The organism is Azospirillum sp. UENF 312511 (assembly GCF_058780635.1).
In genome coordinates this window covers 70,640-96,716 of sequence record NZ_JBSNCG010000004.1, presented here as the reverse complement: position 1 = coordinate 96,716, position 26,077 = coordinate 70,640, and the positions used below count along the sequence as shown (strand labels likewise).

Below are 26,077 nucleotides of genomic sequence, written 5' to 3'. Positions count from 1 at the left end.
AGGATATCGTGAAGCGCTATGCCGTGACGGCGGCCATCGCCGCCTGCCTGCTCGCCCAGACCTATTCCGAACCGGCCCACGCCCAGGGTGCCGCCTACAGCGACGGCAAGATCAAGATCGGCATTCTGACCGATCTGTCGGGCCAGCTCTCCGACAGCACCGGTCAGGGCTCGATCGCCGCCGCGCAGATGGCGGTGGAGGATTTCGGCGGCGCCGTCAACGGCACGCCCGTCGAGCTGATCTTCGCCGACCATCAGAACAAGGCCGACATCGGGGCCTCGACGGCGCGGCGCTGGTACGACGTCGATCAGGTGGATGCCATCATCGACGTGCCGAACTCCGCGGTGGCGCTGGCCGTGCAGCAGATCACCAAGGAGGCCAACCGCGTCGCCATCTTCTCCTCCCCGGCCAGTTCGGACCTGACCGGCAAGGCCTGCACGCCGAACGGGCTGCACTGGACCTACGACACCTACGCCCTCGCCCACGTGACGGCGGAAGCGGTGGTGGCCTCGGGCCTGAGCAGCTGGTTCTTCCTGACCTCCGATTACGCCTTCGGCCATGCGCTGGAGCGTGACACCGGCGCCGTCGTCGAAAGCCAGAAGGGCAAGGTGCTGGGCAGCGTCCGGGTGCCGGCCAACAACGCCGACTTCTCGTCCTTCCTGCTCCAGGCGCAGGCGTCCCCGGCCAAGGTCGTGGCGCTCGCCACCGCCGGGGCCGACACCCAGAACGCGATCAAGCAGGCGGCGGAGTTCGGGCTCGGCCAGTCGGGCAAGAACATCGTGGCGCTGCTGCTCGCCATCAGCGAGGTCCATGCGCTGGGCCTGCAAGCGACCCAGGACATCATGCTGACCACCCCCTTCTACTGGGACATGGACGACGAGACGCGCGCCTTCTCCAAGCGCTTCTTCGAGAAGCGCAAGGCGATGCCGACCTTCTATCAGGCCGGCGTCTACGGCGCGGTCAGCCATTACCTGAAGGCGATCAAGGCCTCCGGGACGGACGCCGCCCCCGACGTCATGAAGACGATGAAGGCGACCCCGGTGAACGACTTCATGACCAAGAACGGCTCGGTGCGCGAGGACGGCCGGGTGCTGCGCGACATGCATCTGTTCCAGGTGAAGACCCCCGCGGAGTCCAAGGCGCCGTGGGATTATTACAAGCTGGTCCGCAGCGTTCCCGCCGACCGCGCCTTCCGGCCGCTGTCGGAAAGCGACTGCCCGCTCGTCAAGAAGATGTAAGGCGAAACACGCCGTCGGGGCGCGGCGCTTCGGCGACGCGGCACCGGCGGCGTCGCCGGCCTGAGTCCGAGGCCGCGCGAGGCCGGCTCATCACCGGGAAAGGACAGACATGACCACCGGACACACGACCGCCGGCCACATGACCGGGCACACCGGCGACATCATCCTGGAAGCGCGTGGCCTGACGATGGAGTTCAAGGGCTTCGTCGCGGTGAAGGAGGTGAACCTCCAGGTCCGCCGCGGCACCATCCACGCGCTGATCGGCCCGAACGGCGCCGGCAAGAGCACGGTCTTCAACCTGCTGACCAAGTTCCTGACGCCGACGCGCGGCCAGATTCTTTACAAGGGACGCGACATCACCGCCATGAAGCCCGCCGACGTGGCGCTGCTCGGCATGGTGCGCTCCTTCCAGATTTCCGCCGTCTTCCCGCACCTCAGCGTTCTGGAGAATGTCCGCGTCGCTCTGCAGCGCCCGCTGGGCACCAGCTTCCATTTCTGGAAGTCCGAGGAGACGCTGCGCGACCTGCGGGGCCGTGCGCTGGAGCTGATCGAGGCGGTGAACCTCACCCCGTGGGCCGACCATCTGGCCGCCGAGCTGCCCTACGGCCGCAAGCGCGCGCTGGAGATCGCCACCACGCTGGCGCTCGACCCGGAGGTGATGCTGCTCGACGAGCCGCTGGCCGGCATGGGCCACGAGGACATCGAGGGCACCGCCGCGCTCATCAAGCGCGTTTCCGCCGACCGCACCATCCTGATGGTGGAGCACAACCTGTCGGTCGTCGCCCACCTGTCGGACACCATCACCGTGCTCCGCCGCGGCGAAATCCTGGCGGAGGGGCCGTACGAGGCCGTCTCGCGGAACCCGCAGGTCATGGAGGCCTATATGGGGACCGGACATGCCTGACGGGATGCGCGCGGCGACCGCCCGGACCGGGTCGGCGATGCTCGACATCGCCGACCTGCACGGCTTCTACGGCGAAAGCCATGTGCTGCACGGCGTCAACATCGACGTGCGCCAGGGCGAGGTGGTGACGCTGCTCGGCCGCAACGGCGCCGGCAAGACCTCCACGATGCGCGCCATCATGGGGATCATGGGCAAGCGCACCGGCTCCATCCGCTTCCAGGGCCACGAGTTGATCGGCATGGCGCCGCACAAGATTCCCCGCCTCGGCATCGGCTATGTGCCGGAGGAGCGCGGCATCTTCTCCTCGCTCAGCGTGGACGAGAATCTGGCGCTGCCGCCGGTGGTGAAGGAGGGCGGGATGACCGTCCCGCAGATCCACGCGCTGTTCCCCAACCTGAAGGGCCGCGGCGCGACGCAAGGCACGCGCCTGTCGGGCGGCGAGCAGCAGATGCTGGCGATCGGCCGCATCCTGCGCACCGGCGCCGGCCTGATCCTGCTGGACGAGCCGACCGAGGGCCTCGCCCCCGTCATCATCGAGCAGATCGGCGTGGCGGTGCGGGCGCTGAAGCAGCGCGGCTTCACCATCCTGCTGGTCGAGCAGAACTTCCGCTTCGCCGCCACCATCGCCGACCGCCACTACGTGATGGAGGAAGGGCATGTGGTGGACATGATCCCCAACGACCAGCTCCACGCCAACATGGACAAGCTCCACACCTATCTCGGCGTGTGAGCGGGAGAAGAACGCCCGATGTCCCAACTGCTCGGCATTCCGCCACAGGCCCTGTTCGGCCAGCTTCTGCTCGGCCTGATCAACGGCTCCTTCTACGCGTTGCTCAGCCTAGGGCTGGCCGTGATCTTCGGCATGCTCAACGTCGTCAACATGGCGCACGGCGCCCTCTACATGGTCGGCGCTTTCGTGGCGTGGCTGCTGCTGACCTACGCCGGTGTCGGCTACTGGGGGGCGCTGGTTCTGGCGCCGCTGATGGTCGGGCTGGCGCTGGAGCGCACGCTGCTGCGCCGGCTCTACAAGGTCGATCATCTCTACGGCCTGCTGCTGACCTTCGGCCTCGCGCTGATCTTCGAGGGCGCCTTCCGCCATCACTATGGCGTGTCGGGCCAGCCCTACCCGATTCCGGACCTGCTGAAGGGCGGGACCAACCTCGGCTTCATGTATCTGCCGACCTACCGCGGCTGGGTGGTGGCGGCCTCGCTGCTGGTCTGCCTTGGCACGTGGTTCGCCATCGAGCGGACCAAGCTGGGCGCCTATCTGCGGGCGGCCACCGAGAACCCGACCCTGGTCCAGGCCTTCGGCATCAACGTGCCGGTGATGGTGTCGCTGACCTACGGCTTCGGGGTGGCGCTGGCCGGTCTGGCCGGCGTGCTGGCCGCGCCGATCTATCAGGTCTCGCCGATGATGGGGTCGAACCTGATCATCGTCGTCTTCGCGGTGGTGGTGATCGGCGGGATGGGCTCGATCCTCGGCGCCATCGTCACCGGCCTGGGGCTGGGGCTGCTGGAAGGCCTGACCAAGGTCTTCTACCCGGAGGCCTCCAACATCGTCGTCTTCGTCATCATGGCTGTGGTGCTGATGGTCAAGCCCGCCGGCCTGTTCGGGCGGGAGAGATAAGCCATGAGCCTGCAAACCAGGGACACGCTGCACGAAGGCCTCGCCATGCGCGGCGGCTCGCCGAAGGTCCTGCTGACCGGGGCTCTGCTGCTTCTGGCGGTCCTGGCGCCCTACGCCCTGTACCCGGTCTTCCTGATGAAGGTGCTGTGCTTCGCGCTGTTCGCCTGCGCCTTCAACCTGCTGATCGGCTTCGCCGGGCTGCTGAGCTTCGGCCATGCCGCCTTCTTCGGCGGAGCGGCCTACGTCGCCGCCCATGCGGTCAAGGAATGGGGCTGGGCGCCCGAGGCCGGGCTGCTCGCCGCCACCGCGGTCGCCGGGGTGATGGGGCTGGCCTTCGGCCTGCTCGCCATCCGCCGGCAGGGCATCTACTTCGCCATGATCACCCTGGCGCTGAGCCAGATGATCTTCTTCCTGGCCCTGCAACTGCCCTTCACCCATGGCGAGGACGGCATCCAGGCGGTGCCGCGCGGGCATCTGTTCGGGCTGTTCGACCTCAGCCAGCCGCTGACCATGTACTACACCGTGCTGGCGATCTTCCTCGGCGGCTTCGCCCTGATCTGGCGCACGGTCCACTCGCCCTTCGGTCAGGTGCTGAAGGCGATCCGCGAGAACGAGCCGCGCGCCGTGTCGCTGGGCTACCGCACCGAGCGTTACAAGCTGCTGGCCTTCGTGCTGTCGGCGGCGCTGGCCGGTCTGGCCGGCGGCACCAAGGCGCTGGTCTTCCAGCTCGCCTCGCTGACCGACGTGACGTGGCAGATGTCCGGCGAGGTGGTGCTGATGACCCTGCTTGGCGGCATGGGCACGCTGCTCGGCCCGGTGGTGGGGGCGGCGCTGGTGGTGACGCTGGAAAGCTACCTCGCCTCGACCAGCCTGCCGGTGCCGGTGGTGATCGGCGCGATCTTCGTGGTCTGCGTTCTGCTCTTCCGCCGCGGCATCGTCGGGGAGCTGCTGCACCGTCTGCCGGGGACGGGGGGGCGCCGCGCCGATCGCCCTCGGGCGGGATCCTAGCCCGCGGTGTCGATCCGCTCCGCCAGCAGCGCGAGGTGTCCGACCACGGCTTCCTGAAAACGCAGGGATTCGGTCAGGACCAGCTCGTCGGTCGCCTGGGCCGCCACGTCGCCGAAGGCTTCGGCGAGCCGTTCGGAGGCGGCGACCGCCGCGCGCAGTCCGGCGGCTGCGGTGTCGGGTAGGGCAGTCGGCGACGCCGCCGCGTCGGAACCGGAGGGGATCAGCGACCGCTCCTCTTCGGCGATGCGGGTCAGTAGCGCGGCACCGTCCCCGTCGCCCAGGGCCAGCAGGCGCGCCGCCAGCGCGCCGTGCTCGGCGGCGGTGGCGGACAGCAGGGCGACGGCCAGCCGTTCCAGCTCCGCGGGCGTGTCCGCGCGGGTCGGCTTGTGCTCCGCCCGGCCCCGCTCGCGGCGGTAGGCCTGGCGGCGCTCGCGGCGGAGCAGGGCGGCGTGGCGCAGCTCCTCGCGGGCCAGCGCCTCGGCGTGGGTGCGGATCGGCTCATCCGGGGCGCTGGCGGCGATGTAGCTGTAGAAGGCGAAGGCGCGCTGCTCGTTGACCACCGCCAGCGACAGCGCCTGATAAGGCGTCAGCCGCGTGCGCTCGGTCAATTCCTCCCATGAGGCGGCAAGCTCCGGCGGCAGGCGCCAGAGAGAGGCCGGAGCGTCGGGGGCGGGGCGGCCGAGGCGGTGCGCCCAGCCGTCCACCGCCTGAACATGGTCCTGCTCCTCCGCGATGAGGGCGCGGAAGGTGGTGGCGGTGTCGGTCTCGCCGCGGCGGTCCATCAGGGCCGCCAATTGGGTGTAGCGGCGCACCGCCTCCTGCTCCAGCGCCAGCGCGATGCCCAGAAGCTCGTCCAGCGAGCGGACCCCACCCTGTGGTTCGTGGCGCAGCAACGGCATGGAAACCCCCGGTCGCGAGTGAACTTCGCCTAAAATGCAATCGATAGTCCCGCCCGATCAGCAATCGTACGGACCCTGGGGAGGAGGATAGTCCAGCTTCATTTTTCCGCGACTTGACGACGGTCAAGAACAGCGGCCCGAACCTGCGGTCTCATGGGTGCGTCAACGGGGCATACGGCCCCTTGATCAAGATCAAGACTTCAAGGCAAGGGCGATGGTTGCGGACTTCTTGCGGGGAACACGCGCGCTGGTGGTGGGGCTGCTGATCCTGCTGGCCGGTCTCGGCACGGCGGACGCCGCCGAAGCGCTGCTGGCGCGGTATCTCGGCACGGTGCAGCCGGGCGATCTCGCCGCCGGGGCGGACCGCTTCGGCGCCCCCCTGCCGAACGCGCCTCTGGTTCCCGTCTACAAGGGCGACGCGCTGGTCGGCCACGCCTTCCTGACCTCCGACTTCGTGAACACCACCGGCTACTCGGGCCGCCCCATCCATGTGATGGTCGGGCTGGCGCCGGACGGAACGGTGACCGGGGCGAAGCTGGTGGACCATCACGAGCCCATCGTCCTGATCGGCATCCCGCCCGCCAAGGTCAACGCCTTCATCGACGGCTACGTCGGCAAGAACGTGCTGGCCCTGGCCTCGCAGAGCGCGTCCAGCCCGCCGGTGGACATCGTGTCCGGCGCCACCGTGACGGTGATGGTGATCGGCGATTCGATCATCCGTTCCGGCAAGAAGGTGTTGCAGGCGCTGGGCGCGCCGGGGGCGGCGGAGGCCGCGCCGACCGTGACCCGCAGCCTCGACCTGTCCAAGAGCGGAGTCGAAGACTGGGCCACGCTGGTCGGCGACGGCTCGGTGCGCCGCCTGACGCTGACGGTGGGCGAGGTCAACGCCGCCTTCGAGCGCACCGGCAAGGCCGAGGCCGCCGCCCGTCCCGAGGCCGGCGACCCGAACGACAGCTTCATCGACCTCTACGCCGCGCTCGCCACCATTCCCGCCGTCGGCCGCTCCCTGCTGGGCGACGCGGAGTACGAGGCGCTGGTGCAGCGGCTGAAGCCGGGCCAGCACGCCATCGTCGTGGCCGGTCAGGGGCGCTATTCCTTCAAGGGTTCGGGCTATGTGCGCGGCGGCATCTTCGACCGGTTCGAGCTGGTCCAGCACGAGGGCGCCATCCGCTTCCGCGACCGTCTGCACAAGCGCCTGGGCTCCCTGGCTGCGGCGGGCGCGCCGAATTTCCCCGAGATCGGCCTGTTCGTCATCCCCGAAGAGGTCGGCTTCAACCCCGCCGATCCGTGGCGCCTGCAGCTGCTGGTCCAGCGCGCGACCGCGGCGCTCGACAAGGCCTTCGTCACCTTCGATCTCGGCTACCAGCCGCCGGAGAAGTTCCTGAAGGTCGAGCCGGTGGCCGCCCCTGCCGCTGCCGCGGCGCCGGCCTCCGTGGCTCCGGCCGCCGTGGCTCCGATGGCCGCCGCCCTGGCGGAAGCGGACGCCGGCGACGAGATCCCGCTGTGGCGGCGCATCTGGGAGAACCGGCTGTTCGACGTCGCTATTCTGGCGAGCGCGATCCTGCTGCTGACCGGAATCTTCTTCTTCCAGGACCAGCTCGTGAAGCGCCCGGCCCTCTACGAGCGGGTGCGCACCGGGTTCCTCGTCTTCACGCTGGTCTGGCTCGGCTGGTACGCGACGGCGCAGCTGTCGGTGGTCAACGTGCTGACCTTCGCCAACGCGCTGCGCACCGACTTCCGCTGGGACTACTTCCTGATGGACCCGCTGGTGTTCATCCTGTGGTTCTCGGTCGCCGCGTCGCTGCTGTTCTGGGGCCGGGGCGCCTTCTGCGGCTGGCTGTGCCCGTTCGGCGCGTTGCAGGAGCTGGCGTCCAAGGCCGCCAAGAAGCTCGGCGTCCGCCAGATCGCCGTGCCCTTCGGGCTGCACCAGCGGCTGTGGCCGATCAAGTACATGATCTTCCTGCTGCTGTTCGGCCTGTCGCTGACCTCGCTGGCGACGGCGGAGAGGGCGGCGGAGGTCGAGCCCTTCAAGACCGCGATCATCCTGCACTTCGTCCGCGACTGGTGGTTCGTCCTGTTCGCCGTGGCCCTGATCGCCGCCGGCCTGTTCATCGAGCGCTTCTTCTGCCGCTATCTGTGCCCGCTGGGTGCTGCGCTCGCCATCCCCGGCCGGATGCGGATGTTCGACTGGCTGCGCCGCTACAAGGAATGCGGCAACCCGTGCCGGCGCTGCGCCAACGAGTGCCCGGTCCAGGCGATCCACCCTGACGGTTCGATCAACCCCAACGAATGCATCCAGTGCCTCCACTGCCAGGTGCTCTACCACCACGACCGCAAATGCCCGGTCATGATCCAGAAGCGCCTGAAGCGGGAGCGCCGTGACGCCACCCAATCCACAGCTTCGGTTGCCGAGGCCCAGCCCCGTGCCGCCGTGCTGACCACCGATCCCACCACCGGGCACCTGTCCGCCCGGCCGGAAGGACTTTGACCCACCAGGTCGAAACAAGAGCCCCGTAAGGGGACATCGAAGGAGTTCACCCATGTCGGAAACAAAAGCGTCGGACACAAAAGCGTCGAACATCAAGGTTGAGCGGACGGGCGTGAACCGCCGCGATCTTCTCGGGGGCACCGCCAAGGCGGCGGCGCTGGCCGGCATCGCCGGCGCGGTGGCCGGCGGCACGGCGGGCGGTGCGCTGTTCGGCGCCGGGCCGGCCGCGGCCGCGGGGTCGGGCAACCAGAAGTACGAGGTCAAGCCGGGCGATCTCGACGAATATTACGTGTTCCATTCCGGCGGACAGTCGGGCGAGCTGCGCATCCTCGGCCTGCCCAGCATGCGCGAGCTGCACCGCATCCCGGTGTTCAACCGCTGCAGCGCCTCGGGCTGGGGCCTGACCAACGAGAGCCGCAAGATCCTGACCGAGGGTCTGACCGAGGAGAACCGGAAGTATCTGGCCAACCACGGCGGCACCTGGCTGAACGGCGATCTGCACCACCCGCACATGTCCTTCACCGATGGCACCTACGACGGGCGCTACATCTTCGTGAACGACAAGGCGAACACCCGCGTCGCCCGCATCCGCTGCGACATCATGAAGGTCGATAAGATCATCGACATTCCGAACGTCTCGGCGATCCATGGCCTGCGCCTGCAGAAGTACCCGCGCACCGGCTACGTCTTCGCGAACGCCGAGCAGCTCGTGCCGATGCCGAACGACGGCAAGAACCTCGACCCGAAGAACTACCGGACGCACTTCTCGGCCATCGACGGCGACAGCATGACGGTGTCGTGGCAGGTCCGGGTGGACGGCAACCTCGACAACACCGAGGCGGACTACCAGGGCAAATACGCCTTCTCGACCTGCTACAACTCCGAAGGCGGCGTGACCACCGCGGAGATGACGGCGAACGAGCAGGACTGGATCGTCATCTTCAACATCAAGCGCATCGAAGAGGCGGTGAAGGCCGGCAAGGTCGAGGTGATGCACGGCGTCCCGGTCGTGGACGGCCGCCACGGCTCGCCCTTCACCCGCTACGTCCCGATCCCCAACAGCCCGCACGGCATCAACGCGGCGCCGGACGGCATCCACGTCACCATCAACGGCAAGCTGTCGCCGACGGTGTCGGTGATGGACGTCCGCCTGCTCGACGACCTGTTCGAGGACAAGATCAAGCCGCGGGACGTCATCGTGGCAGAGCCGCAGCTGGGGCTCGGGCCTCTGCACACCGCCTATGACGGGCGCGGCAACGGCTACACCACGCTGTTCCTCGACAGCCAGATCGTGAAGTGGAACATCGACAAGGCCAAGCGCGCCTACAAGGGCGAGAAGGTCGATCCGATCATCCAGAAGCTGGACGTGCACTACCAGCCGGGCCACACCCATTCCTCCATGGGCCAGACCAAGGACGCCGACGGCAAGTGGCTGATGGTGCTGAACAAGTTCTCCAAGGACCGCTTCCTCAACGTCGGTCCGAGCAAGCCGGAGAACGACCAGCTCATCGACATCTCGGGCGACGAGATGAAGCTGGTGCACGACGGCCCGACCTACGCCGAGCCGCACGACACGCTGATCGTCCACCGCTCCAAGCTGAACCCGAAGAGCATCTTCACCCGCGACGACCCGATGTGGGAGGAGGCCCGCCAGCAGGCCAAGAAGGACGGCGTCAACCTGGACGACGACGCCAAGGTGATCCGCGAGGGCAACAAGGTCCGCGTCTACATGTGGCAGCGCGCTCCGGCCTACGGGCTTGAGGAGTTCACGGTCAAGCAGGGTGACGAGGTGACGCTCTACATCTCCAACATGGACGATGTGGACGATCTGACCCACGGCTTCACCCTGTCGAACCACGGCATCGCCATGGAGATCGGGCCGCAGCAGACCAGCTCGGTCACCTTCATCGCCGAGCGTCCGGGCGTGCACTGGTACTATTGCCAGTGGTTCTGCCACGCCCTGCACATGGAGATGGGCGGCCGCATGATCGTCGAGCCGCGCGCCACCTGAGGCACCGTTCGCCCCCACCCTAACCCTCCCCCGCTTCGCAGGGGAGGGAACAAGGGTCGCCCCATCTCCCTCCCCCGCCCAGCGGGGGAGGGCCGGGGTGGGGGCAACACGCCGCAAAACAATCAAGGCAAGCCAATGCCCCATCACTCCCCACTCCCCCTCTTCGCCGCGGCGCTCGTCTTCGCCGCCGGGACGGCCGGCGCCGCCACGGTGACGGTGGCGCCGGGCGGGCTGGAGGGCGCGCTCGCCGCGGCGGCGCCCGGCGACACGCTCGTCCTCGCCCCCGGCACGCATCCCGGCCCCGTCGTGGTCCGCAAGCCGGTCACGCTGCTCGGCGAGCCCGGGGCCGTCATCGACGGGGGAGGGGAGGGGAACGCCGTGACGGTCTTCGCCCCCGACGTGACCGTGCGCAACGTCGAGGTCCGCAATTCCGGCATCAGCCTGTCCGAGCAGAACACCGGAATCTTCCTCGGCAAGGAGGCGCACCGCGGTGTGATCGAAGGCAACCGGCTGCGCGACAACCTGATCGGCATCTATGTCTGGGGCGCCCACGATGTGATGGTCCAGCGCAACGATGTCATCGGGCGCACCGACCTGCGCCTGTCCGAACGCGGCAACGGCATCCAGCTGTGGAACGCGCCGGGCACACAGGTGGTGGACAACCGCGTCCAGGACGGGCGCGACGGCATCTTCACGACGACGTCGAAGAAGAACCTGTTCGCCCGCAACCGGTTCGATCGGGTGCGCTTCGCCGTCCATTACATGTACACGAACGATTCCGAGGTGTCGGACAACGTCTCGGTCGGCAACCATGTCGGCTACGCGATCATGTATTCCAACAACCTCGTGATCCGGAACAACCGCTCGCAGGGCGACCGGGAGCATGGGCTGCTGCTGAACTACGCCAACAGCGCGCTCATCGAGGGCAACGTGGTCGACGGCCATTTGTCGCCCGAACAGGCGGCGCCGGTGGAGGTGGTGGCCGACAAGGACATGCCGGTGGCGACCGACGGCCCGGTGGAGGGCCAGCGCACCGGCACCTGGAAATGCGTCTTCATCTACAACGCCAACAAGAACCGCTTCACCGGCAACCGGTTCGAAGGCTGCGAGATCGGCGTGCACTTCACCGCCGGGTCGGAGCGCAACACGCTGACCGGCAACGCCTTCATCGGCAACCGTACCCAGGTCAAGTATGTCGGGACCCGTCACCTCGACTGGTCGGAGAAGGGGCGCGGCAACTACTGGTCCGACAACGCCGCCTTCGACCTGAACGGCGACGGCGTCGCCGACGAGGCCTACCGCCCCAACGACGTGGTCGACCGCGTGATGTGGGCCTACCCGGCGGCGAAGCTGCTGATGAACAGCCCCGGCGTGCAGGTGATCCGCTGGGCGCAGAAGCAGTTCCCGGCGCTGCACCCCGGCGGCGTGATCGACAGCGCCCCCCTGATGAGCCCGCCGCCGTCTCCGGCACGGCCCCAAACGGCGGAAAGGAACGCCCAATGACCGACACACCGACCATCCGTGTGGAGGGAGTCTCCAAGCGCTACGGCGACGCCTTCGCCGTGCGCGAGGTGGATCTCGACCTCGCCGCCGGTGAATGCGTGGCCATGGTCGGCCACAACGGCGCCGGCAAGAGCTCGCTGATCAAGCTGATGCTCGGGCTGACCACGCCGACCGCCGGCGGCATCCGCGTGCTGGGCGGCGACCCGGCGAGTGCCGCCGCCTCGCACATCCGCCGGCAGGTCGGCTTCCTGCCCGAAAGCGTCGCCTTCCATCCCAGCATGACGGGACGCGAGACGCTGGACTTCTACGCCCGGCTGAAGCGCGTGCCGCGCGACGGCAACGACGCGCTGTTCGACCGGGTGGGGCTGGAGCCCGCCGCGGTGAAGCGCCGTGTCGGCACCTATTCGAAGGGCATGCGGCAGCGGCTGGCGCTGGCCCAGGCGCTGCTCGGCGGGCCGAAGGTGCTGTTCCTCGACGAGCCGACGACCGGCCTCGACCCGGCGCTGCGCCAGAGCTTCTACGAGATCGTGCGGGACCTGCGCGACGCCGGCACCACCGTCCTGCTGTGCAGCCACGCCCTGACCGAACTGGAGGGGCAGGCCGACCGCGTCGTGGTGATGAACCGCGGGCGCAAGGTCGCCGACGGCTCGCTCGCCACGCTGCGCGGGCTGGCCCAGCTGCCGGTGCGCATCCGCCTGACCCTGCCGTCCGGGGAGGTCGTGGAGACGACCTGCGCCAACGACGACAAGGTGGCGACGCTCCGCCAGATCGCCTGCGAAGGCCCGGAACTCGCCGACATCGAGGTCGTCCAGCCGAGCCTGGACGAGATGTACGCCCACTTCCTGCGCCGGGAGGCTGCGGAATGAACACGCTTCTGACGATCGCCGCCAAGGAGGTGCGCGACGGCCTGCGCAACCGCTGGGTCGTCGCCACCACGCTGCTGATGGCGGCGCTGGCGCTGACGCTGAGCTTCCTGGGGGCCGCCCCGACCGGCACGGTCGGCGTGGGCCGGGTGGAGGTGACCATCGTCAGCCTGTCCAGCCTGACCATCTTCCTGCTGCCGCTGATCGCGCTGCTGCTGTCCTTCGACGCGGTGGTGGGCGAGATCGACCGCGGCACCATGACGCTGCTGCTGTCCTATCCGGTGGCGCGCTGGCAGGTGCTGATCGGCAAGTTCCTCGGTCACGCCGCGATCATCGCCTTCGCCACCGTGCTGGGCTACGGCGCCGCTGGGGTGGCGCTGGCGATGAGCGGGCCAGAAAACGGATCGGGGATCGGGCCTGAGAGCTGGCGCGCCTTCGCCGCCATGATCGGATCGAGCGTCCTGCTGGGTGCCGCCTTCACGGCCATGGGCTACCTCGCCTCCACGCTGGTCCGCGACCGCGGCACGGCGGCGGGCATCGCCGTGGCGATCTGGCTGGTGCTGGTCCTGCTCTACGACATGGCGCTGCTGGGGCTGCTGGTGGCCGACGGCGGCAAGACGGTGAACGCCGGCCTGCTGAACGGGCTTCTGCTCGCCAACCCGGCGGACGCCTTCCGCCTCTTCAACCTGACCGGCTTCAAGAGCGTCAGCCAGTTCGCCGGCACCGCCGGGCTGGCCGCGCAGGTGCAGGTGTCAGCCTCCGTCCTGCTGGCCGTGCTGGCCGGCTGGGTCGCCGCACCGCTGGCGCTGGCCGCCGTCCTCTTTTCCAGAAGGCAGATCTGATGAACACCTCCCTGAGAGCCACGCTGCTGGCCGCCTGCCTGCTGCTGCCGCTGTCCGCCTGCCAGCAGCAGAAGGCGGAGACCGCCCCGCCGCCGCCCGTCGCCATCACGGCCGACGCGATCGGCCATTACTGCGGCATGAACCTCGCCGACCATCCCGGCCCGAAGGGGCAGATCCTGGTCGGCGGGCGGGACCGCCCGGTCTGGCTGTCCTCGGTCCGCGACACCTTCGCCTTCACCATGCTGCCGGAGGAGGAGAAGGACGTCCGCGCCATCTACGTGACCGACGTCGGCCAAGCCCCTGACCCGCGCAAGCCCGACCTGACCGTCTGGATCGAGGCGCGCAAGGCTTGGTACGTGGTGGGCAGCCGCCAGCGCGGCGGCATGGGCGAGGCCGAGCCCTTCCCCTTCGGCGACGAGGCCGCCGCCCGCCGCTTCGCCGCCGACAACGGCGGAACGATCAAGCGCTTCGCCGAGGTGACCGAGGACGAGATCCTTCACCCCACGCTTCCCTCGGAACAGACCGCCGCCGACGAGCCGGCGGAGCAGGGCGGCAATCATGGCGGCGGCCACGGCGCCGGGCACGGAGGCACGCCATGACCACCCGCCGCCGCTTTCTCGGCATCGCCGCGGCTGCCGCCGGGCTGGCGCTGCTGCCGGGCGGCCTCCGGGCGGCGGGCGTGCCGGTGCGGACGTGGCGCGGTGTCGCGCTGGGGGCGGATTCCGTCCTCCAGCTGGCGCACCCGGACCCCGCCGAGGCCGACCGGCTGATCGCCCTGTGCCTGGAGGAGGTCGCGCGGCTGGAGCGGGTCTTCAGCCTCTACCGGACGGATTCGGCGCTGGCCCGCCTGAACCGCGACGGTGTGCTGGACGCGCCTCCCGCCGATCTCGTGCGGCTGCTGTCCGAAGCCGCGGCCTTCAGCCGCCGCACCGACGGCGCCTTCGACCCGACCGTGCAGCCGCTGTGGCAGCTCTACGCCGGCCATTTCGCCCGCCCCGGCGCCGATCCCGCCGGCCCGCCGGAGGCCGTCCTCCGCGCGGCCAGAGAGTTGGTCGATCACCGCAAGCTTCGTGTCGAACCGGGCCGCGTCGCCTTCGCCGGGCGCGGCATGGCGGTGACGCTGAACGGCATCGCCCAGGGCTACGTCACCGACCGCGTGTCCGAACGGCTGCGGGCGGAGGGCATGACCGAGGTGCTGGTCGATCTGGGCGAAATCCGCGCGCTCGGCCATCACCCCTCGGGCCGCCCCTGGTCGGTCGGCCTCGCCGATCCGCTCGTGGACGGCCGCAACGCCGGCACGCTGGAGATCGCGGACCGGGCGGTGGCGACGTCGGGCGGCTACGGCACGCCCTTCGATCCCGCCGGGCGCTTCACCCATCTGTTCGACCCGGCGACGGGCGGCTGCGCGCGGGAGTGGCTGGCGGTCACCGTGCTCGCCCCCGACGCCACCACCGCCGACGCCCTGTCCACCGCTCTGTCGGTCGCGCCGGAAGCGCGGGCCGCCGTCCTGCTCGACCGTTTTCCGGGCACCGCCGCCCGCCTCACCCGCCGCGACGGCAGCGTCCTCGCGCTGCGCGCCTGACCGCCCTTCACCCAGGAGACCATCGTCATGGGAAGTTTCAGTCTGATGCATTGGGCCATCGTCCTGCTGCTCGTCCTGCTGCTGTTCGGGGCGGGCAAGCTGCCCAAGGTCATGGGCGACCTCGCCAAGGGCGTGAAGTCCTTCAAGGCCGGCCTGAAGGACGATGACGCACCGGTCATGGTGGAGGCGTCGCGCAAGCCCGCCTCCGACGCCTGACCGCGACAGCAGAGCCGGGACGATGAGACAGGGCGCCCTGACGCTGATGCGCGACCTCCCGCTGTTCGAGGAAGTCGGCGACGAGACCTTGGAGGCGCTGACCTACGGGGCGCTTCTCCAGTGGTTCCCGCGCGAGACACGGCTGTTCGCGGAGGGCGAGATTCCCGACTTCCTGCACATCCTCGTCGAGGGCACGGCGATGCTGGCCGGCTGCGACGAGGCGGGGCAGGAGACGGTGATCGACATCGTGCGCCCCGGCGATTGCTTCGTGCCGGCGGCGGTGCTGGCCGACGCGCCGTACCTGATGTCGGCGCGGACGCTGGAATCGTCGCGCATTCTCATGCTGGCCGCGCCCGTCCTGCGCGCGCAGATCGCCCGCGACCACGCGCTGGCGCTGCGGGTGATGAGCACGCTGGTCGGGCAGTGCCGCGGTCTGGTGCGCGAGGTCAAGAATCTGAAGCTGCGCACGACGACCCAGCGGCTCGCGGCCTTCATCCTGTCGCAGGTCGATCCGTCGCCTGAGGACGAGGCGGAGGACGGCGCGACCGTCGAATTGCCGGTCAGCAAGCGCGTGCTGGCCAGCCGCCTCGGCATGACGCCGGAACAGCTGTCCCGCACCTTCACCAAGCTCTCCCCGCACCAGTTGCACGTCACCGGCAACACCGTCCGGGTCCGGTCCGTCGAGCAGCTTCGGCGGCACTGCAACGTCGGCCTTCCCAACGGTCATCACACCTCATGATCCTGTCCAGGCGGAGCGGGGCCTGACGGTGCCGTTCCGTCCCTTCTTCCTGCTGACGGCGTTGGACGCGCTGCTGGCGGTGGGGCTGTGGGTGCCGGCGCTCCTGGGTTGGGACGTCTCCAACGTGATCGCCGACCTGCCGGGGTGGCACGGGCGGGCGCTGCTGTTCGGCACGCTGCCGGCGATGATGGCGGGATTCCTGCGCACCGCTTTGCCGCGCTGGACCAAGCGGCCGCTGGTCGGCGCGCGCCTCTGGCCGCTCCTCGTGCCGCTCTGGCTGGCGGGACGGGCGCTGTCGCCCTGGGTGGTCCCCGCGCACGCGCCGTTCCTCGCCGCGCTGGCCCTTCTCGTGACCGCACAGATCGCCGCCGCGCGGGACCGGCGCAACGCCGTCGTCGCGGCCCTGGTCGGCGCGCTGGCCGGGGCGGCGCTGTGCGACGCCGTTCCGTCCGGCTTGGCGCTGTCGCTCGGGCTGGTCATGGTGCTGGGCGGGCGCATCGCGCCGAGCCTGACCGCCACCCATCTGGGGCTGCCCAGCAAGGCGGGGCTGTTCACCGGGCGTCCCTGGTTCGAGCGTGCCGCCGCCCTGGCCGCCGCCGGTGCGCTGGCCGGCTGGCTAGCCGAGCCAAGTTCGGGAACGACGGCCGCCGCAAGCCTTCTCGCCGCGCTGATGCAGACGGCCCGGCTGCTGCAATGGCGAGGCTGGCGGACGCTCGACCGGCCATCGGTCCTCGCCGTGCACGCGGCCTACGCCTGCGTCCCGCTGGGGTTCGCCGCCGTGGCGGCATCGCCCGGCATGGCGGTCCATCTCTGGACGGTCGGGGCGCTCGGGCTGATGGGCTTCGCGGTGATGTCGAGCATGATCCGCAAGCACGCCGGAAACGCCTTCGGGCGGTCGGCGGTGGTGACGGGCTGCTACGCGCTGATCGGCTTCGCCGTTGTCCTGCGGGCGGCTGCCGCGGTGGTGGGGGAGGGCCGCTCCCTGTGGCTGTTGGCCGCGACCGGCGCCTGGGGCGTGGCAGTGGTCCTGTTCCTGGCCGCCTTCGGCCGCCTTCTCGTCCGCGGCCGTTCTTGAAAGGAAAAAAGCCCACCGGCGAAGAACCGATGGGCTTGGAGGGGGCAGAAAAACGGGAGGGTACTCGTCCAGCGGGGACGCAATCGATCAACGATTGTGCGGTTATCCTAGCGGCTGGTCGCCCTCCCATCCTTGACGGCGGTCAAGCCGCCAAGGAAAACGGACGATTTCGTCAGCTGTTCTTTTTCAGATAGGCGATCAAGTCCTTGCGGGCCTGCTCGTTCTTCACGCCGGCGAAGGCCATCTTGTTGCCGGGGACGGCGCTCTTCGGGTCCGCCAGATAGGCGTCGAGCGTCGCCTCGTCCCAGGCCCCGGCGTTCTTCATGGCATCGGAATACTTGTAGGTTTCGACGGCACCGGCTTTGCGGCCGACGACACCGTGCAGGTTGGGGCCGACGCGGTTCGGACCGCCGGCCTCGATGGTGTGGCAGGCCTTGCACTGGTTGAACACCTTCGCGCCGGCATCGGCGTCCTGCGCGGCGGCAAAGCCGGGGGACGACGCGACCAGCCCGAAGGCGAGCAGGGCAAACATGCGCTTCATAGGGGTTTCCTCGTTTAACGGACTCAAAAGTTTCAACGGACTCAAAAGTCAGCCGGACCGCGCGGGAGCGGCGGTCCGACGGACGTCGGATGGCGGGCGGATGGCGGACGCGTCAGGCGGCCGGGGCGTCGGCGTAGGCCGCACCCGCCATGTTGTGGAAGAAGCCGTTCTCCAGAGGGACGGCGGTCATGCCGCGCAGCTCCGCCATCACGTCCTGTCCGCTGCGCTCGCCGTCCAGAACGGAGCGGAAGGCCGTGGCGACGGCGACCATGTCGAGGTCCTGCGGCGACAGGCGGAAGCGCTGGATGCCCATCGCCCGCAGGCGGTCGATCTCCGCCGCCAGCGCCAGATAGCCGTGCGACATCGTCTGCGTGCCGTTGACCGACAGGAAGGGCTGGCCGTCGACGGTGCTCACCGGCATGCCGTCCGGATCGTTGGCGCAGACGAACTGGCAGCCATCCTTGTGCAGCGCGTGCGCCCGCGCGTGGTAGCAGCGGGCGGAGATGGCGAGCGGCGCGCGCCCGAACACCTGCACCTCCATGGACAGGCCGAGCGCCGCCCCCGTCTTCGCCATCACGGCGACCGAGCCGGCGGGAAGCTCCGCCGGCAGCGACACCGCGACGGCGCCGCGCCCGGCCAGCCAGGACAGGGTCGCCTCGTTGTAGCTGTTGATGAAGGGGCCGACGGCGTGACGGCGTCCCTCCAGCAGGGCCAGCGCGCCCATGTCGTTGGCCTCCACCGGCAGGAGGTCGCTCTCCACGAGGTCGCGCATCGCCGCGCGCTCGCGGTCGCTGCCCACCAGGATCGGGCTGGCGAGCCAGACCTCCTTCCCGGCGGCGGCCAGACGGGCGATCACCTCGTCCATGACCGGGGCGAGGAAGGGGGCGCGCTTGGAGCAGACGATCTCGCCGACGACGACGGCGTCGACCGGCGCCTCGTCGGCGATGCGGGCGTAGAAATCGCGCCAGCGCTCCGCCGGCCAGTTGAACAGGACGGGGCCAAGGGTCAGGGTGGGTTTCATGAACGCAACTCCTCAGCGCCACGCGCGGGTGTAGGCGCCGGTGGTCTGGGCCCCGCCCTCGACCATGGCCTCCAGGTCGAGCGCCGGCACGGGCAGCCCGCGTTCGAACGCGTCCAGCGCCCGGCGGTAGGCGCCGACCACGGCGGCGATGTAGGCCTTGCCGCGCTGGCGGCCTTCGATCTTCAGGGCGCACACCTTGGCGGCCTTCAGCTCCGGCAGCAGGGCCAGCGCGTTGAGGCTGGTCGGCTCCTCGAACAGGTAGGCCGGGTCGCGGGAGGTGCCGCCGCCGGGCACGAAGCGGCCCTTGCACAGAGTCGGGTAGCCCGCCGGCTCCCCGGCGCCGAAGACGTTGATGGTGAAGCCGCCGAGGCGGGAGGCCAGCGCCTCGCCGCGCGGCTCGTAGCGGACATGGCTGGCCGGGGAGCAGACGCCCTGCTTGTTGGGCGACAACCCGGTCGCGTAGGAGGACAGCGAGCAGCGCCCCTCCGCCATCGGGCAGAGGCCGCCGAAGACGAAGACCTCCGTCTCCACATCGACCTCGGCGTTCAGCCGGGCGATCTCCGGCACCGTCAGCACGCGGGGCAGCACGACCCGCCGCACGCCGAAGGCCTCGCGGTAGAGCCGGATCGCCTCGGCGTTGGCGGCGGAGGCCTGGACGGACAGGTGAAGCCGCAGGTCGGGGTGGTGCTCCGCCGCGTAGGCGAGCAGACCGAGGTCGGCGAGGATGACCGCGTCCGCCTTCAGCCGCGCGGCGTCGTCCACCGCGCGCTGCCAGGGGGCGAGGTTGCCGGCCTGGGGGTAGGTGTTGATGGCGACGAAGACCTGGACCGACCGCGCGTGGGCGTAGGCGATGGCCTCGGCCAGCTCCGGCCGCGAGAAGTTCAGGCCGGGGAAGTTGCGCGCGTTGGTCTCGTCGCGGAAGCCCAGATAGACGGCGTCGGCGCCCGCGTCCACGGCGGCGCGCAGCGCGGCGGGGTTGCCCGCCGGGCAGATCAGTTCGAAGGAACTCATCCCGTCACGCTCCCTGCCGCGGGCCGATGAGCCGCCGCTCCAGCATGGTCATGCCCCAGCGCACCGGCGGCGGGGCGAAACGGCGCGCCGTGGCGAGCAGGTCGAGCGCCCGCCCGGCGTTGCGCCGCGCCACGGGCAGGGCGTGCCGCAGCGGGCCGGCCGCGGCGGCGACGTCGCCGAACAGGTCCATCTCCTCGCCGTCCAGCGTGTTGCGGAGCGCCAGGATCAGGGCGGTGTCGCCCTCGATGGAGAGTTCGCGGCGGAAGAACAGCGCGTCGCCGTCGATGCGCCCTTCCAGAAGGTCGAGAAGCCGCGCGCAGGGGCCGCGCACCGTGGCCTCCGCCTCGGCGGTGCGGTCGCAGACCCGCAGGGCGAGGCCGGGGCCGACGCGGAGCAGCAGGGCGGCGGGCGCGTCCACCGGGTCGATGAGCAGACGGGCGTCGGGCAGTTCGCCGAGGGCGGTGAAGGCGCGCGGGTGGCGCGCCTCCAGAATCCGCAGCAGCCGGTCGAACAGCAGGCCGCCGGCCCGGTCGCCGAGCCGCCGCGCGAACCCCAGCCCGGCCCGCGTCAGTTGGACTTCGACGTCGCGGGCACGGGTGTCCGTGGCCATCTCCTGGGCCTTATCCAGAGCCATAAAGCCGGGATCGCGCATACGCCTGTCTCCTTCCCTTCGGAATGGTCGTGTGGCGGGCGGAGCCCGCCGGGCTTCGGCAATACAGCCCGGTGGTCATACCATCCTTGATGACGGTCAAGCCCAAGGTCCCGAAACGCCGCCTGGGGCGATCAGCCGCACATGCCGCCGCAGCAGGAGCCGGAGCGCCGGGCGACCAGCCGCTCGTAGGACAGGTGCAGCTGCCCGGCCGGCGGGATGACCCCCTGCATCAGGTCGAGCACCTGCTCCGCGGTCGTGCCCGGCGGGCAGTCGGTGATCTCGCAGACCAGCCCGCCATCCGCCACGCCGAGCGGCGTCTCGGCGGCGACCGCGCTCGCCTGCCCGCCGCGCCCGATGAGGACCCGCAGGGAGGTCGCCGGCGCGGTTCCGGACTCGGGCCGCCCGATGCGCACCCGCCAGCGCTCCGGTCCGCGCTCCAAGTAGGTCCAGCTCACCGCATCGCCGAACAGCGCTTGGACCTGGAGGCAGAGCGGGCGCGGGTCATGGTTGTTCACCAGCACGAAGCCGCGGCCCGGCGCCAGATCCTGCGTGGCCTGGAGGATCAGCGGGTGGCGCTGGTGGGGCGGAATGGACTGGACGTCGATGACCGGCTCGGCCGCGCTGGACTGTTCGGCGATCTGCATGGGGGAGGTCCGAAGGGTTGCGATGTGGTGGCAAGCCTAAAGGACTGGTTCTATCGGCTCTTTGTTCCAGGACAAATTGAGACCTTGGTTCCGGCTTTGAGTGTCAAGCGGAGCGCAGGCGGGTTGCGGCGCGGCGCGCGGGCGGTCATCTTGGAAGGCAACCTTTCCGTGACGGCTGCCCGCAGGGGTGGTCGGGCACGGCCTTTTGAGGATGGTCCGATGACGCCGCTTGCCCCCGATCCCGCCAGTCTGCGTGGCCTGCGGCTGTTTTCCGGTCTGGACGCGGCGGCCCTGGCCGAGATCGTCCGGTCCGCCCACACCCGGCGGATCGAGAAGGGAACCACCATCTTTTCCCAGGGCGACCGGGCGGCCCTCTGCCACGCGCTGATCGACGGGCGGGTCAAGATCGTCCAGACCGGGGCCGACGGGCAGCAACTGGTGGTCCGCTACATCGGCGGCGGAGAGATGTTCGGCACGGCGGCGGTGTTCTCGGGCGGCATCTACCCTGCCGACGCGCTCGCCATGGTCGATTGCGTCGGCGTCCACTGGACCGCCGCGACGATGGGCGAGCTGATGGAGCGCTATCCGCGCATCGCGCTGAACGCCCTGGACATCGTCGGCCGCCGCCTGCAGGAGGTGCAGACCCGTCTGCGCGAGCTGTCCACCGAGCGGGTGGAGCGGCGGGTCGCCCACGCGCTCCTGCGTCTGGTCCGTCAGGCGGGCCGCCGGGTGGGGAACGGGGTGGAGATCGACTTCCCGCTGTCCCGCCAGGACATCGCGGAGATGACCGGCACCACGCTGCACACGGTGAGCCGCATCCTCAGCGGCTGGGAGGGGCAGGGGATCGTCGAGGGCGGGCGCCAGCAGGTGACGATCCGCCAGCCGCACGCCCTGGTCGCCATCGCCGAGGATCTGCCCAAGCCGGAAAAGCCGGAAGCGACCTCGAAACCGGAGAAGTAGGCGGGGCTGAACCTCCGTTCCGTTTGTGCGGGCGCAAAGAGACGCGCGTTCCGGTGTGCTACGGTGCCGGGATGATCGCCCCGCCATCACACTGCGCCACCGCGGCCTTGCCCTCGTCCTCCGACCTCGTCGAGGATGTGCTGGAGCGCTGGCCATCGACCATTCCCGTGTTCCTCAAGCACCGGATGGCCTGTCCGGGCTGCCCCATGGCGCGTTTCCAGACCATCGCCGAGGTCGCGGACGACTATGGGCTGGACACCGACGCTCTGCTCGACGAGTTCGCCCGGGCCATCGCGGCGGAGGAGTGAGGCCCTCAGCGGTTCGCCGTCTTGTCGGCGAGGGCGGCGCGGTCGATGACGTCGTACAGCTCCAGATCCTCGCGGGCGATGCGGTGCTTGAGCGCGGTCACCACCTCCCGCGTTTCGCGGACGAAGGTTTCCGGGTCCTTGGACACCGCCAGCGGGCCGGGCCAGCTGGACCGGTAACGGTCGAAGCGTGCCCGCAGGCTGCCCATCTCGGCCTGGAAGCGCGCCGCCGTGGCGCGCAGCGCCGGGGTCGGGTGGGCCAGCAGACGCGGGTAGAGCGCGCTGTCCTCCAGCGACAGGTGGACGGTGAACACGCCGAACAGGTCGCGGACCGCCGTGGCGAGAGCGGCGGCGTTCGCCACCGGGGACGGCGCCGCCAGCAGGGAGTCGATCCGGTCGACGAGCTGTCCCACGGTGGCGTGGTGATGGCGGTACAGGGTGGTGCTGATGGCTGCACTGGACATGACGAGGTCTCCAACCGGGGCCGCCAGCGAATGGGCGGTGCGTGACGGTGAGAGTGCCGGCGGAAGCGTCGCCGTTCGTTGTGCCAGAGCAAGCAGGGGAAGGGTCGGCGAAGAAACGACGCGGCGGGGAGCGGGGCGCTCGGCCCCGGCTCCCCGCCGCGGTTAAGGCGACGGTTCTCTCAGGGGCGCTCAGTCGTCCCCATGCCCGTGGGCGAGCGCCGGACCGGTCGGCACCGCCGCCGGCTTGCCGGCCCCGACCATCGTGCGCAGCAGGACGTAGAAGACCGGCGTCAGCATCAAGCCGAACAGGGTGACGCCGATCATCCCGGCGAACACCGCCACGCCCATCGCGTGGCGCATCTCGGCGCCGGCGCCGGTCGAGGTGACCAGCGGCACCACGCCCATGATGAAGGCGATGGAGGTCATCAGGATGGGCCGCAGCCGCAGCCGGCTGGCCTCGATGGCGGCCTGCACCACGCTGCGCCCCTGATGCTCCAGTTCGCGGGCGAACTCGACGATCAGGATGGCGTTCTTCGCCGACAGGCCGACCAGCACCATGAAGCCGATCTGCGTGAAGATGTTGTTGTCGCCGCCCGTCAGCCACACCCCGGCCAGCGCCGACATCAGGCTCATCGGGACGATCAGCAGGATGGCCAGCGGCAGGGTCAGGCTCTCGTACTGGGCGGCCAGCACCAGGAAGACGAGCAGGATGCTGATGGGGAAGATCCACAGCGCCGCGTTGCCGGCCAGGATCTCCTGATAGGTCAGGTCGGTCCATTCGAACCGCACGCCGCGCGGCAGGGTCTCCTGGGCGATGCGCTCCGCCGCCGCCTGGGCCTGGCCGGAGGAATAGCCGGGCGCCGGGCCGCCGTTGATGTCGGCGGCGGTGTAGCCGTTGTAGCGCACGACCATCTCCGGCCCGTAGCTCTGCTTCACCGTGACCAGCGAGGAGAGCGGCACCATGTCGCCCTGGGCGTTGCGCGTCTTCAGCAGGCCGATGTCGGCGGACTCGGCGCGGAAGGGCGCGTCGGCCTGGACGCGGACTTGGTAGACGCGCCCGAAGCTGTTGAAGTCGTTCACATAGAGTGAGCCCAGATAAATCTGCATGGTGTCGAACACCTCGCCGATCGGCACGCCCTGCTGCTTGGCCTTCACGCGGTCGAGGTCGACGTCGAGCTGTGGCACGTTGATCTGGTAGCTGGAGAAGGCCGGCCCCAGCTCCGGCGTTTCCATGGCCTTCTTCAGGAAGGAACCGACCGCCGCGTTCAGCGCCTCGTAACCGAGTGCGCCGCGGTCCTCGATCTGCATCTTGAAGCCGCCGAGCGTGCCGAGGCCCATCACCGGGGGTGGCGGGAAGATGGCGACGAAGGCTTCCTTCAGGCCGGCGTAGCGCTTCTGCAGATCACCGGCGATGGCGGCGGCGGAGAGCGACGGGTCCTTGCGCTCGGCGAAGGGCTTCAGCGTGACGAAGACGATGCCGGCGCTGGAGCTGTTGGTGAAGCCGTTGACCGACAGGCCGGGGAAGGCGACGGCGCTCTGCACGCCGGGGCGGGCCAGCGCGATGTCGGTCATCTCGCGGATCACCGCCTCCGTCCGGTCGAGCGAGGCGCCGTTGGGAAGCTGGGCGAAGCTGATGAGGTATTCCTTGTCCTGCGCCGGGACGAAGCCCATCGGCACGGTGCGGCCGAGCAGCACGGTGACCCCGAGCAGCCCGACATAGACCAGCATCATCAGCCCCTTGTGCCGCACCACCCCGCCGACGCCGCGGCCGTAGCCGGTCGAGGCGCGGTGGAAGACGCGGTTGAACAGCCGGAAGAAGCCGCCGAAGACCTTGTTCATGGCGCGGGTCAGCCAGTCCTGCGGCTGGTCGTGGCCGCGCAACAGGACCGCCGCCAGGGCCGGCGACAGGGTCAGCGAGTTGAAGGCAGAGATGACGGTGGAGATCGCAATGGTCATCGCGAACTGCTTGTAGAACTCGCCGGTCAGGCCGCTCATGGCCGCCAGCGGGACGAAGACGGCGACCAGCGTCAGCGCGATGGCGATGATCGGGCCGCTGACCTCCTGCATGGCGCGGTAGGTCGCTTCCTTGGCCGACAGGCCGTTCTCGATGTTGCGCTCGACGTTCTCCACGACGACGATGGCGTCGTCCACGACGATGCCGATGGCCAGCACCATGCCGAACAGCGACAGCGCGTTGATCGAGTAGCCCAGTCCCAGCATCAGCGAGAAGGTGCCGACGATGGACACCGGAACCGCCAGCAGCGGGATGATCGAAGCGCGCCACGTCTGGAGGAAGATGATGACCACCAGCACGACCAGGGCGACCGCCTCCAGCAGGGTGCTGATCACAGCGTCGATGCTGGAGCGGACGAACTGCGTCGGGTCGTAGACGATGCTGTAATCGACGCCGTCCGGCATGTCGGCCTTGAGGTCGGCCATGGTCGCCCGGATGGCGTCGGAAATGGCCAGCGCGTTGGCGCCCGGCGACTGGTTGATGCCCAGCGCCACCGCCGGCTTGTTGTCGAGCAGCGAGCGCAGGCCATACTGCGCCGCCGCCAGTTCCACGCGGGCGACGTCGCGCAGCAGGGTGACGCCGCCCTGCTCGCCGGTCTTCAGGATGATCGCGCCGAACTCCTCCGGCGTCGTCAGGCGCCCTTGCGCGTTGATCGAGAGCTGGAGAGGCGTGTCGGGCAGCGACGGCGAGGCGCCGATGACGCCCGCCGCGACCTGGACGTTCTGCTCGCGGATCGCCGCCACCACGTCGGACGCGGTCAGGCCGCGCTGCGCGACCTTGTTGGGGTCGAGCCAGACGCGCATGGAATAGTCGCCGGCGCCCCACACCTGCACCTCGCCGACGCCGCTGATCCGGCTCAGCCGGTCCTTGACGTTCAGGATGGCGTAGTTGCGCAGGTAGGTCATGTCGTAGCGGTCGTTGGGCGACAGCAGATGCACGACCATGGTCAGGGTGGGCGAGCTTTTGACCGTCGTCACGCCCAGCCGCTGCACGTCCGACGGCAGGCGCGGCAACGCCTGCGCCACCCGGTTCTGCACGAGCTGCTGCGCCTTGTCCGGGTCGGTGCCCAGCCGGAAGGTCACGGTCAGCGCCATGTTGCCGTCGCTGTTGGCCTGCGACTGCATGTACAGCATGTTCTCGACGCCGTTGATCTGCTCCTCCAGCGGGGAGGCGACCGTTTCGGCGATGACCTTGGGGTTGGCGCCCGGGAACTGGGCGCGCACGACGACCGACGGTGGAACGACCTCCGGGTATTCGGAGATGGGCAACTGGAACAGCGAGATCGCTCCCGCCAGGAACAGCGCCACCGACAGCACGCCCGCGAAGATCGGGCGGTCGATGAAGAATTTCGAGATGTTCATGATGGCCTTCCCAGCGGGCGGCATGGAGTTTGGATACAAGGCCCCCTCCCTCCCGCTCCTGACGGAGCGGGTCCCTCCCTCCCCCGCTGCGCGGGAGAGGGCCTGCGAC

At 69.7% G+C, this 26,077-nt stretch carries 25 protein-coding genes; 17 read left to right on the top strand and 8 right to left on the bottom strand.

The window, feature by feature from the left end:
• Positions 1–8: 8 nt before the first annotated feature.
• The 5 genes from ACWPN7_RS26190 (at position 9) to ACWPN7_RS26170 (ending at position 4,777) form a co-directional block, all read left to right on the top strand.
• Positions 9–1,238 carry an ABC transporter substrate-binding protein gene (locus ACWPN7_RS26190; RefSeq protein WP_040137438.1) on the top strand — a complete coding sequence of 410 codons (1,230 nt, stop codon included), beginning with the start codon at positions 9–11 and terminating at the stop codon, positions 1,236–1,238.
• Between the two features lie 139 nt (positions 1,239–1,377).
• The gene (locus tag ACWPN7_RS26185) at positions 1,378–2,142 is read left to right on the top strand and encodes an ABC transporter ATP-binding protein (RefSeq protein WP_040137746.1); all 765 of its coding nucleotides are present in this window, start codon (positions 1,378–1,380) and stop codon (positions 2,140–2,142) included.
• Positions 2,135–2,872 carry an ABC transporter ATP-binding protein gene (locus tag ACWPN7_RS26180; RefSeq protein ID WP_459196392.1) on the top strand — a complete coding sequence of 246 codons (738 nt, stop codon included), beginning with the start codon at positions 2,135–2,137 and terminating at the stop codon, positions 2,870–2,872. Before ACWPN7_RS26185 ends, ACWPN7_RS26180 begins: the two co-directional genes overlap by 8 nt.
• Positions 2,873–2,890: 18 nt before the next feature.
• A complete protein-coding gene (locus ACWPN7_RS26175) occupies positions 2,891–3,769 on the top strand; it encodes a branched-chain amino acid ABC transporter permease (protein WP_492273496.1) in 879 nt (292 codons plus the stop codon).
• A gap of 45 nt (positions 3,770–3,814) precedes the next feature.
• A complete protein-coding gene (locus tag ACWPN7_RS26170; protein ID WP_456524604.1) occupies positions 3,815–4,777 on the top strand; it encodes a branched-chain amino acid ABC transporter permease in 963 nt (320 codons plus the stop codon).
• Here the strand turns inward: ACWPN7_RS26170 and ACWPN7_RS26165 are convergent.
• Complete coding sequence (locus ACWPN7_RS26165) at positions 4,774–5,676, bottom strand: ferritin family protein (RefSeq protein WP_459196391.1); 903 nt, start codon at positions 5,674–5,676, stop codon at positions 4,774–4,776. The genes ACWPN7_RS26170 and ACWPN7_RS26165 overlap by 4 nt on opposite strands.
• 214 nt (positions 5,677–5,890) lie before the next feature.
• Here ACWPN7_RS26165 and ACWPN7_RS26160 point away from each other — a divergent pair, with 214 nt between their 5' ends.
• The 10 genes from ACWPN7_RS26160 (at position 5,891) to ACWPN7_RS26115 (ending at position 16,995) form a co-directional block, all read left to right on the top strand.
• Positions 5,891–8,164 (top strand): 4Fe-4S binding protein, encoded by a 2,274-nt coding sequence (locus ACWPN7_RS26160; RefSeq protein WP_459196390.1) that lies wholly within the window; start codon positions 5,891–5,893, stop codon positions 8,162–8,164.
• A gap of 52 nt (positions 8,165–8,216) precedes the next feature.
• Entirely contained in the window at positions 8,217–10,175 is a 1,959-nt protein-coding gene (gene nosZ, locus ACWPN7_RS26155; protein WP_200776710.1) for a TAT-dependent nitrous-oxide reductase, read from the top strand.
• Between the two features lie 135 nt (positions 10,176–10,310).
• Positions 10,311–11,678, top strand: a complete 1,368-nt coding sequence (locus ACWPN7_RS26150; RefSeq protein WP_459196389.1) for a nitrous oxide reductase family maturation protein NosD — start codon at positions 10,311–10,313, stop codon at positions 11,676–11,678.
• Positions 11,675–12,544 carry an ABC transporter ATP-binding protein gene (locus ACWPN7_RS26145; protein ID WP_459196388.1) on the top strand — a complete coding sequence of 290 codons (870 nt, stop codon included), beginning with the start codon at positions 11,675–11,677 and terminating at the stop codon, positions 12,542–12,544. The genes ACWPN7_RS26150 and ACWPN7_RS26145 overlap by 4 nt, the downstream gene beginning before the upstream one ends.
• Positions 12,541–13,383: an ABC transporter permease gene (locus ACWPN7_RS26140; protein ID WP_094303948.1), complete on the top strand. Its 843-nt coding sequence runs from the start codon at positions 12,541–12,543 to the stop codon at positions 13,381–13,383. The genes ACWPN7_RS26145 and ACWPN7_RS26140 overlap by 4 nt, the downstream gene beginning before the upstream one ends.
• Positions 13,383–13,982 (top strand): nitrous oxide reductase accessory protein NosL, encoded by a 600-nt coding sequence (locus tag ACWPN7_RS26135; RefSeq protein ID WP_137106599.1) that lies wholly within the window; start codon positions 13,383–13,385, stop codon positions 13,980–13,982. Before ACWPN7_RS26140 ends, ACWPN7_RS26135 begins: the two co-directional genes overlap by 1 nt.
• Entirely contained in the window at positions 13,979–14,965 is a 987-nt protein-coding gene (locus tag ACWPN7_RS26130) for an FAD:protein FMN transferase (RefSeq protein WP_459196387.1), read from the top strand. Before ACWPN7_RS26135 ends, ACWPN7_RS26130 begins: the two co-directional genes overlap by 4 nt.
• 27 nt (positions 14,966–14,992) lie before the next feature.
• The gene (locus tag ACWPN7_RS26125; RefSeq protein WP_137106597.1) at positions 14,993–15,181 is read left to right on the top strand and encodes a twin-arginine translocase TatA/TatE family subunit; all 189 of its coding nucleotides are present in this window, start codon (positions 14,993–14,995) and stop codon (positions 15,179–15,181) included.
• 22 nt (positions 15,182–15,203) lie between these two features.
• Positions 15,204–15,920: a cyclic nucleotide-binding domain-containing protein gene (locus ACWPN7_RS26120; protein ID WP_459196386.1), complete on the top strand. Its 717-nt coding sequence runs from the start codon at positions 15,204–15,206 to the stop codon at positions 15,918–15,920.
• A gap of 28 nt (positions 15,921–15,948) precedes the next feature.
• Positions 15,949–16,995 carry an NnrS family protein gene (locus ACWPN7_RS26115; protein WP_459196385.1) on the top strand — a complete coding sequence of 349 codons (1,047 nt, stop codon included), beginning with the start codon at positions 15,949–15,951 and terminating at the stop codon, positions 16,993–16,995.
• Between the two features lie 172 nt (positions 16,996–17,167).
• Here ACWPN7_RS26115 and ACWPN7_RS26110 read toward each other — a convergent pair whose 3' ends face one another.
• The 5 genes from ACWPN7_RS26110 to ACWPN7_RS26090 form a co-directional block, all read right to left on the bottom strand.
• Positions 17,168–17,536 carry a c-type cytochrome gene (locus ACWPN7_RS26110; RefSeq protein WP_200775695.1) on the bottom strand — a complete coding sequence of 123 codons (369 nt, stop codon included), beginning with the start codon at positions 17,534–17,536 and terminating at the stop codon, positions 17,168–17,170.
• A gap of 112 nt (positions 17,537–17,648) precedes the next feature.
• On the bottom strand, positions 17,649–18,557 hold the full coding sequence (ubiV, locus tag ACWPN7_RS26105; protein WP_459196384.1) for a ubiquinone anaerobic biosynthesis protein UbiV: 909 nt from the start codon (positions 18,555–18,557) through the stop codon (positions 17,649–17,651).
• Positions 18,558–18,569: 12 nt separating this feature from the next.
• Complete coding sequence (gene ubiU, locus ACWPN7_RS26100; RefSeq protein ID WP_407825590.1) at positions 18,570–19,568, bottom strand: ubiquinone anaerobic biosynthesis protein UbiU; 999 nt, start codon at positions 19,566–19,568, stop codon at positions 18,570–18,572.
• Between the two features lie 4 nt (positions 19,569–19,572).
• A complete protein-coding gene (gene ubiT, locus ACWPN7_RS26095) occupies positions 19,573–20,202 on the bottom strand; it encodes a ubiquinone anaerobic biosynthesis accessory factor UbiT (RefSeq protein ID WP_407825589.1) in 630 nt (209 codons plus the stop codon).
• A 149-nt stretch (positions 20,203–20,351) separates the two neighbouring features.
• A complete protein-coding gene (locus ACWPN7_RS26090; protein WP_459196383.1) occupies positions 20,352–20,864 on the bottom strand; it encodes a DUF2249 domain-containing protein in 513 nt (170 codons plus the stop codon).
• Positions 20,865–21,083: 219 nt separating this feature from the next.
• Here ACWPN7_RS26090 and ACWPN7_RS26085 point away from each other — a divergent pair, with 219 nt between their 5' ends.
• Together ACWPN7_RS26085 and ACWPN7_RS26080 are read left to right on the top strand one after the other, a co-directional pair.
• Positions 21,084–21,824: a Crp/Fnr family transcriptional regulator gene (locus tag ACWPN7_RS26085; protein ID WP_103040171.1), complete on the top strand. Its 741-nt coding sequence runs from the start codon at positions 21,084–21,086 to the stop codon at positions 21,822–21,824.
• A 53-nt stretch (positions 21,825–21,877) separates the two neighbouring features.
• The gene (locus tag ACWPN7_RS26080; RefSeq protein ID WP_459196382.1) at positions 21,878–22,132 is read left to right on the top strand and encodes a DUF1858 domain-containing protein; all 255 of its coding nucleotides are present in this window, start codon (positions 21,878–21,880) and stop codon (positions 22,130–22,132) included.
• A 5-nt stretch (positions 22,133–22,137) separates the two neighbouring features.
• On the opposite strand, the gene ACWPN7_RS26075 is transcribed toward ACWPN7_RS26080, so the two are convergent.
• Both ACWPN7_RS26075 and ACWPN7_RS26070 read right to left on the bottom strand, forming a co-directional pair.
• On the bottom strand, positions 22,138–22,593 hold the full coding sequence (locus tag ACWPN7_RS26075) for a hemerythrin domain-containing protein (RefSeq protein ID WP_014199267.1): 456 nt from the start codon (positions 22,591–22,593) through the stop codon (positions 22,138–22,140).
• 189 nt (positions 22,594–22,782) lie between these two features.
• On the bottom strand, positions 22,783–25,968 hold the full coding sequence (locus ACWPN7_RS26070; protein WP_014199266.1) for an efflux RND transporter permease subunit: 3,186 nt from the start codon (positions 25,966–25,968) through the stop codon (positions 22,783–22,785).
• Positions 25,969–26,077: the final 109 nt, after the last annotated feature.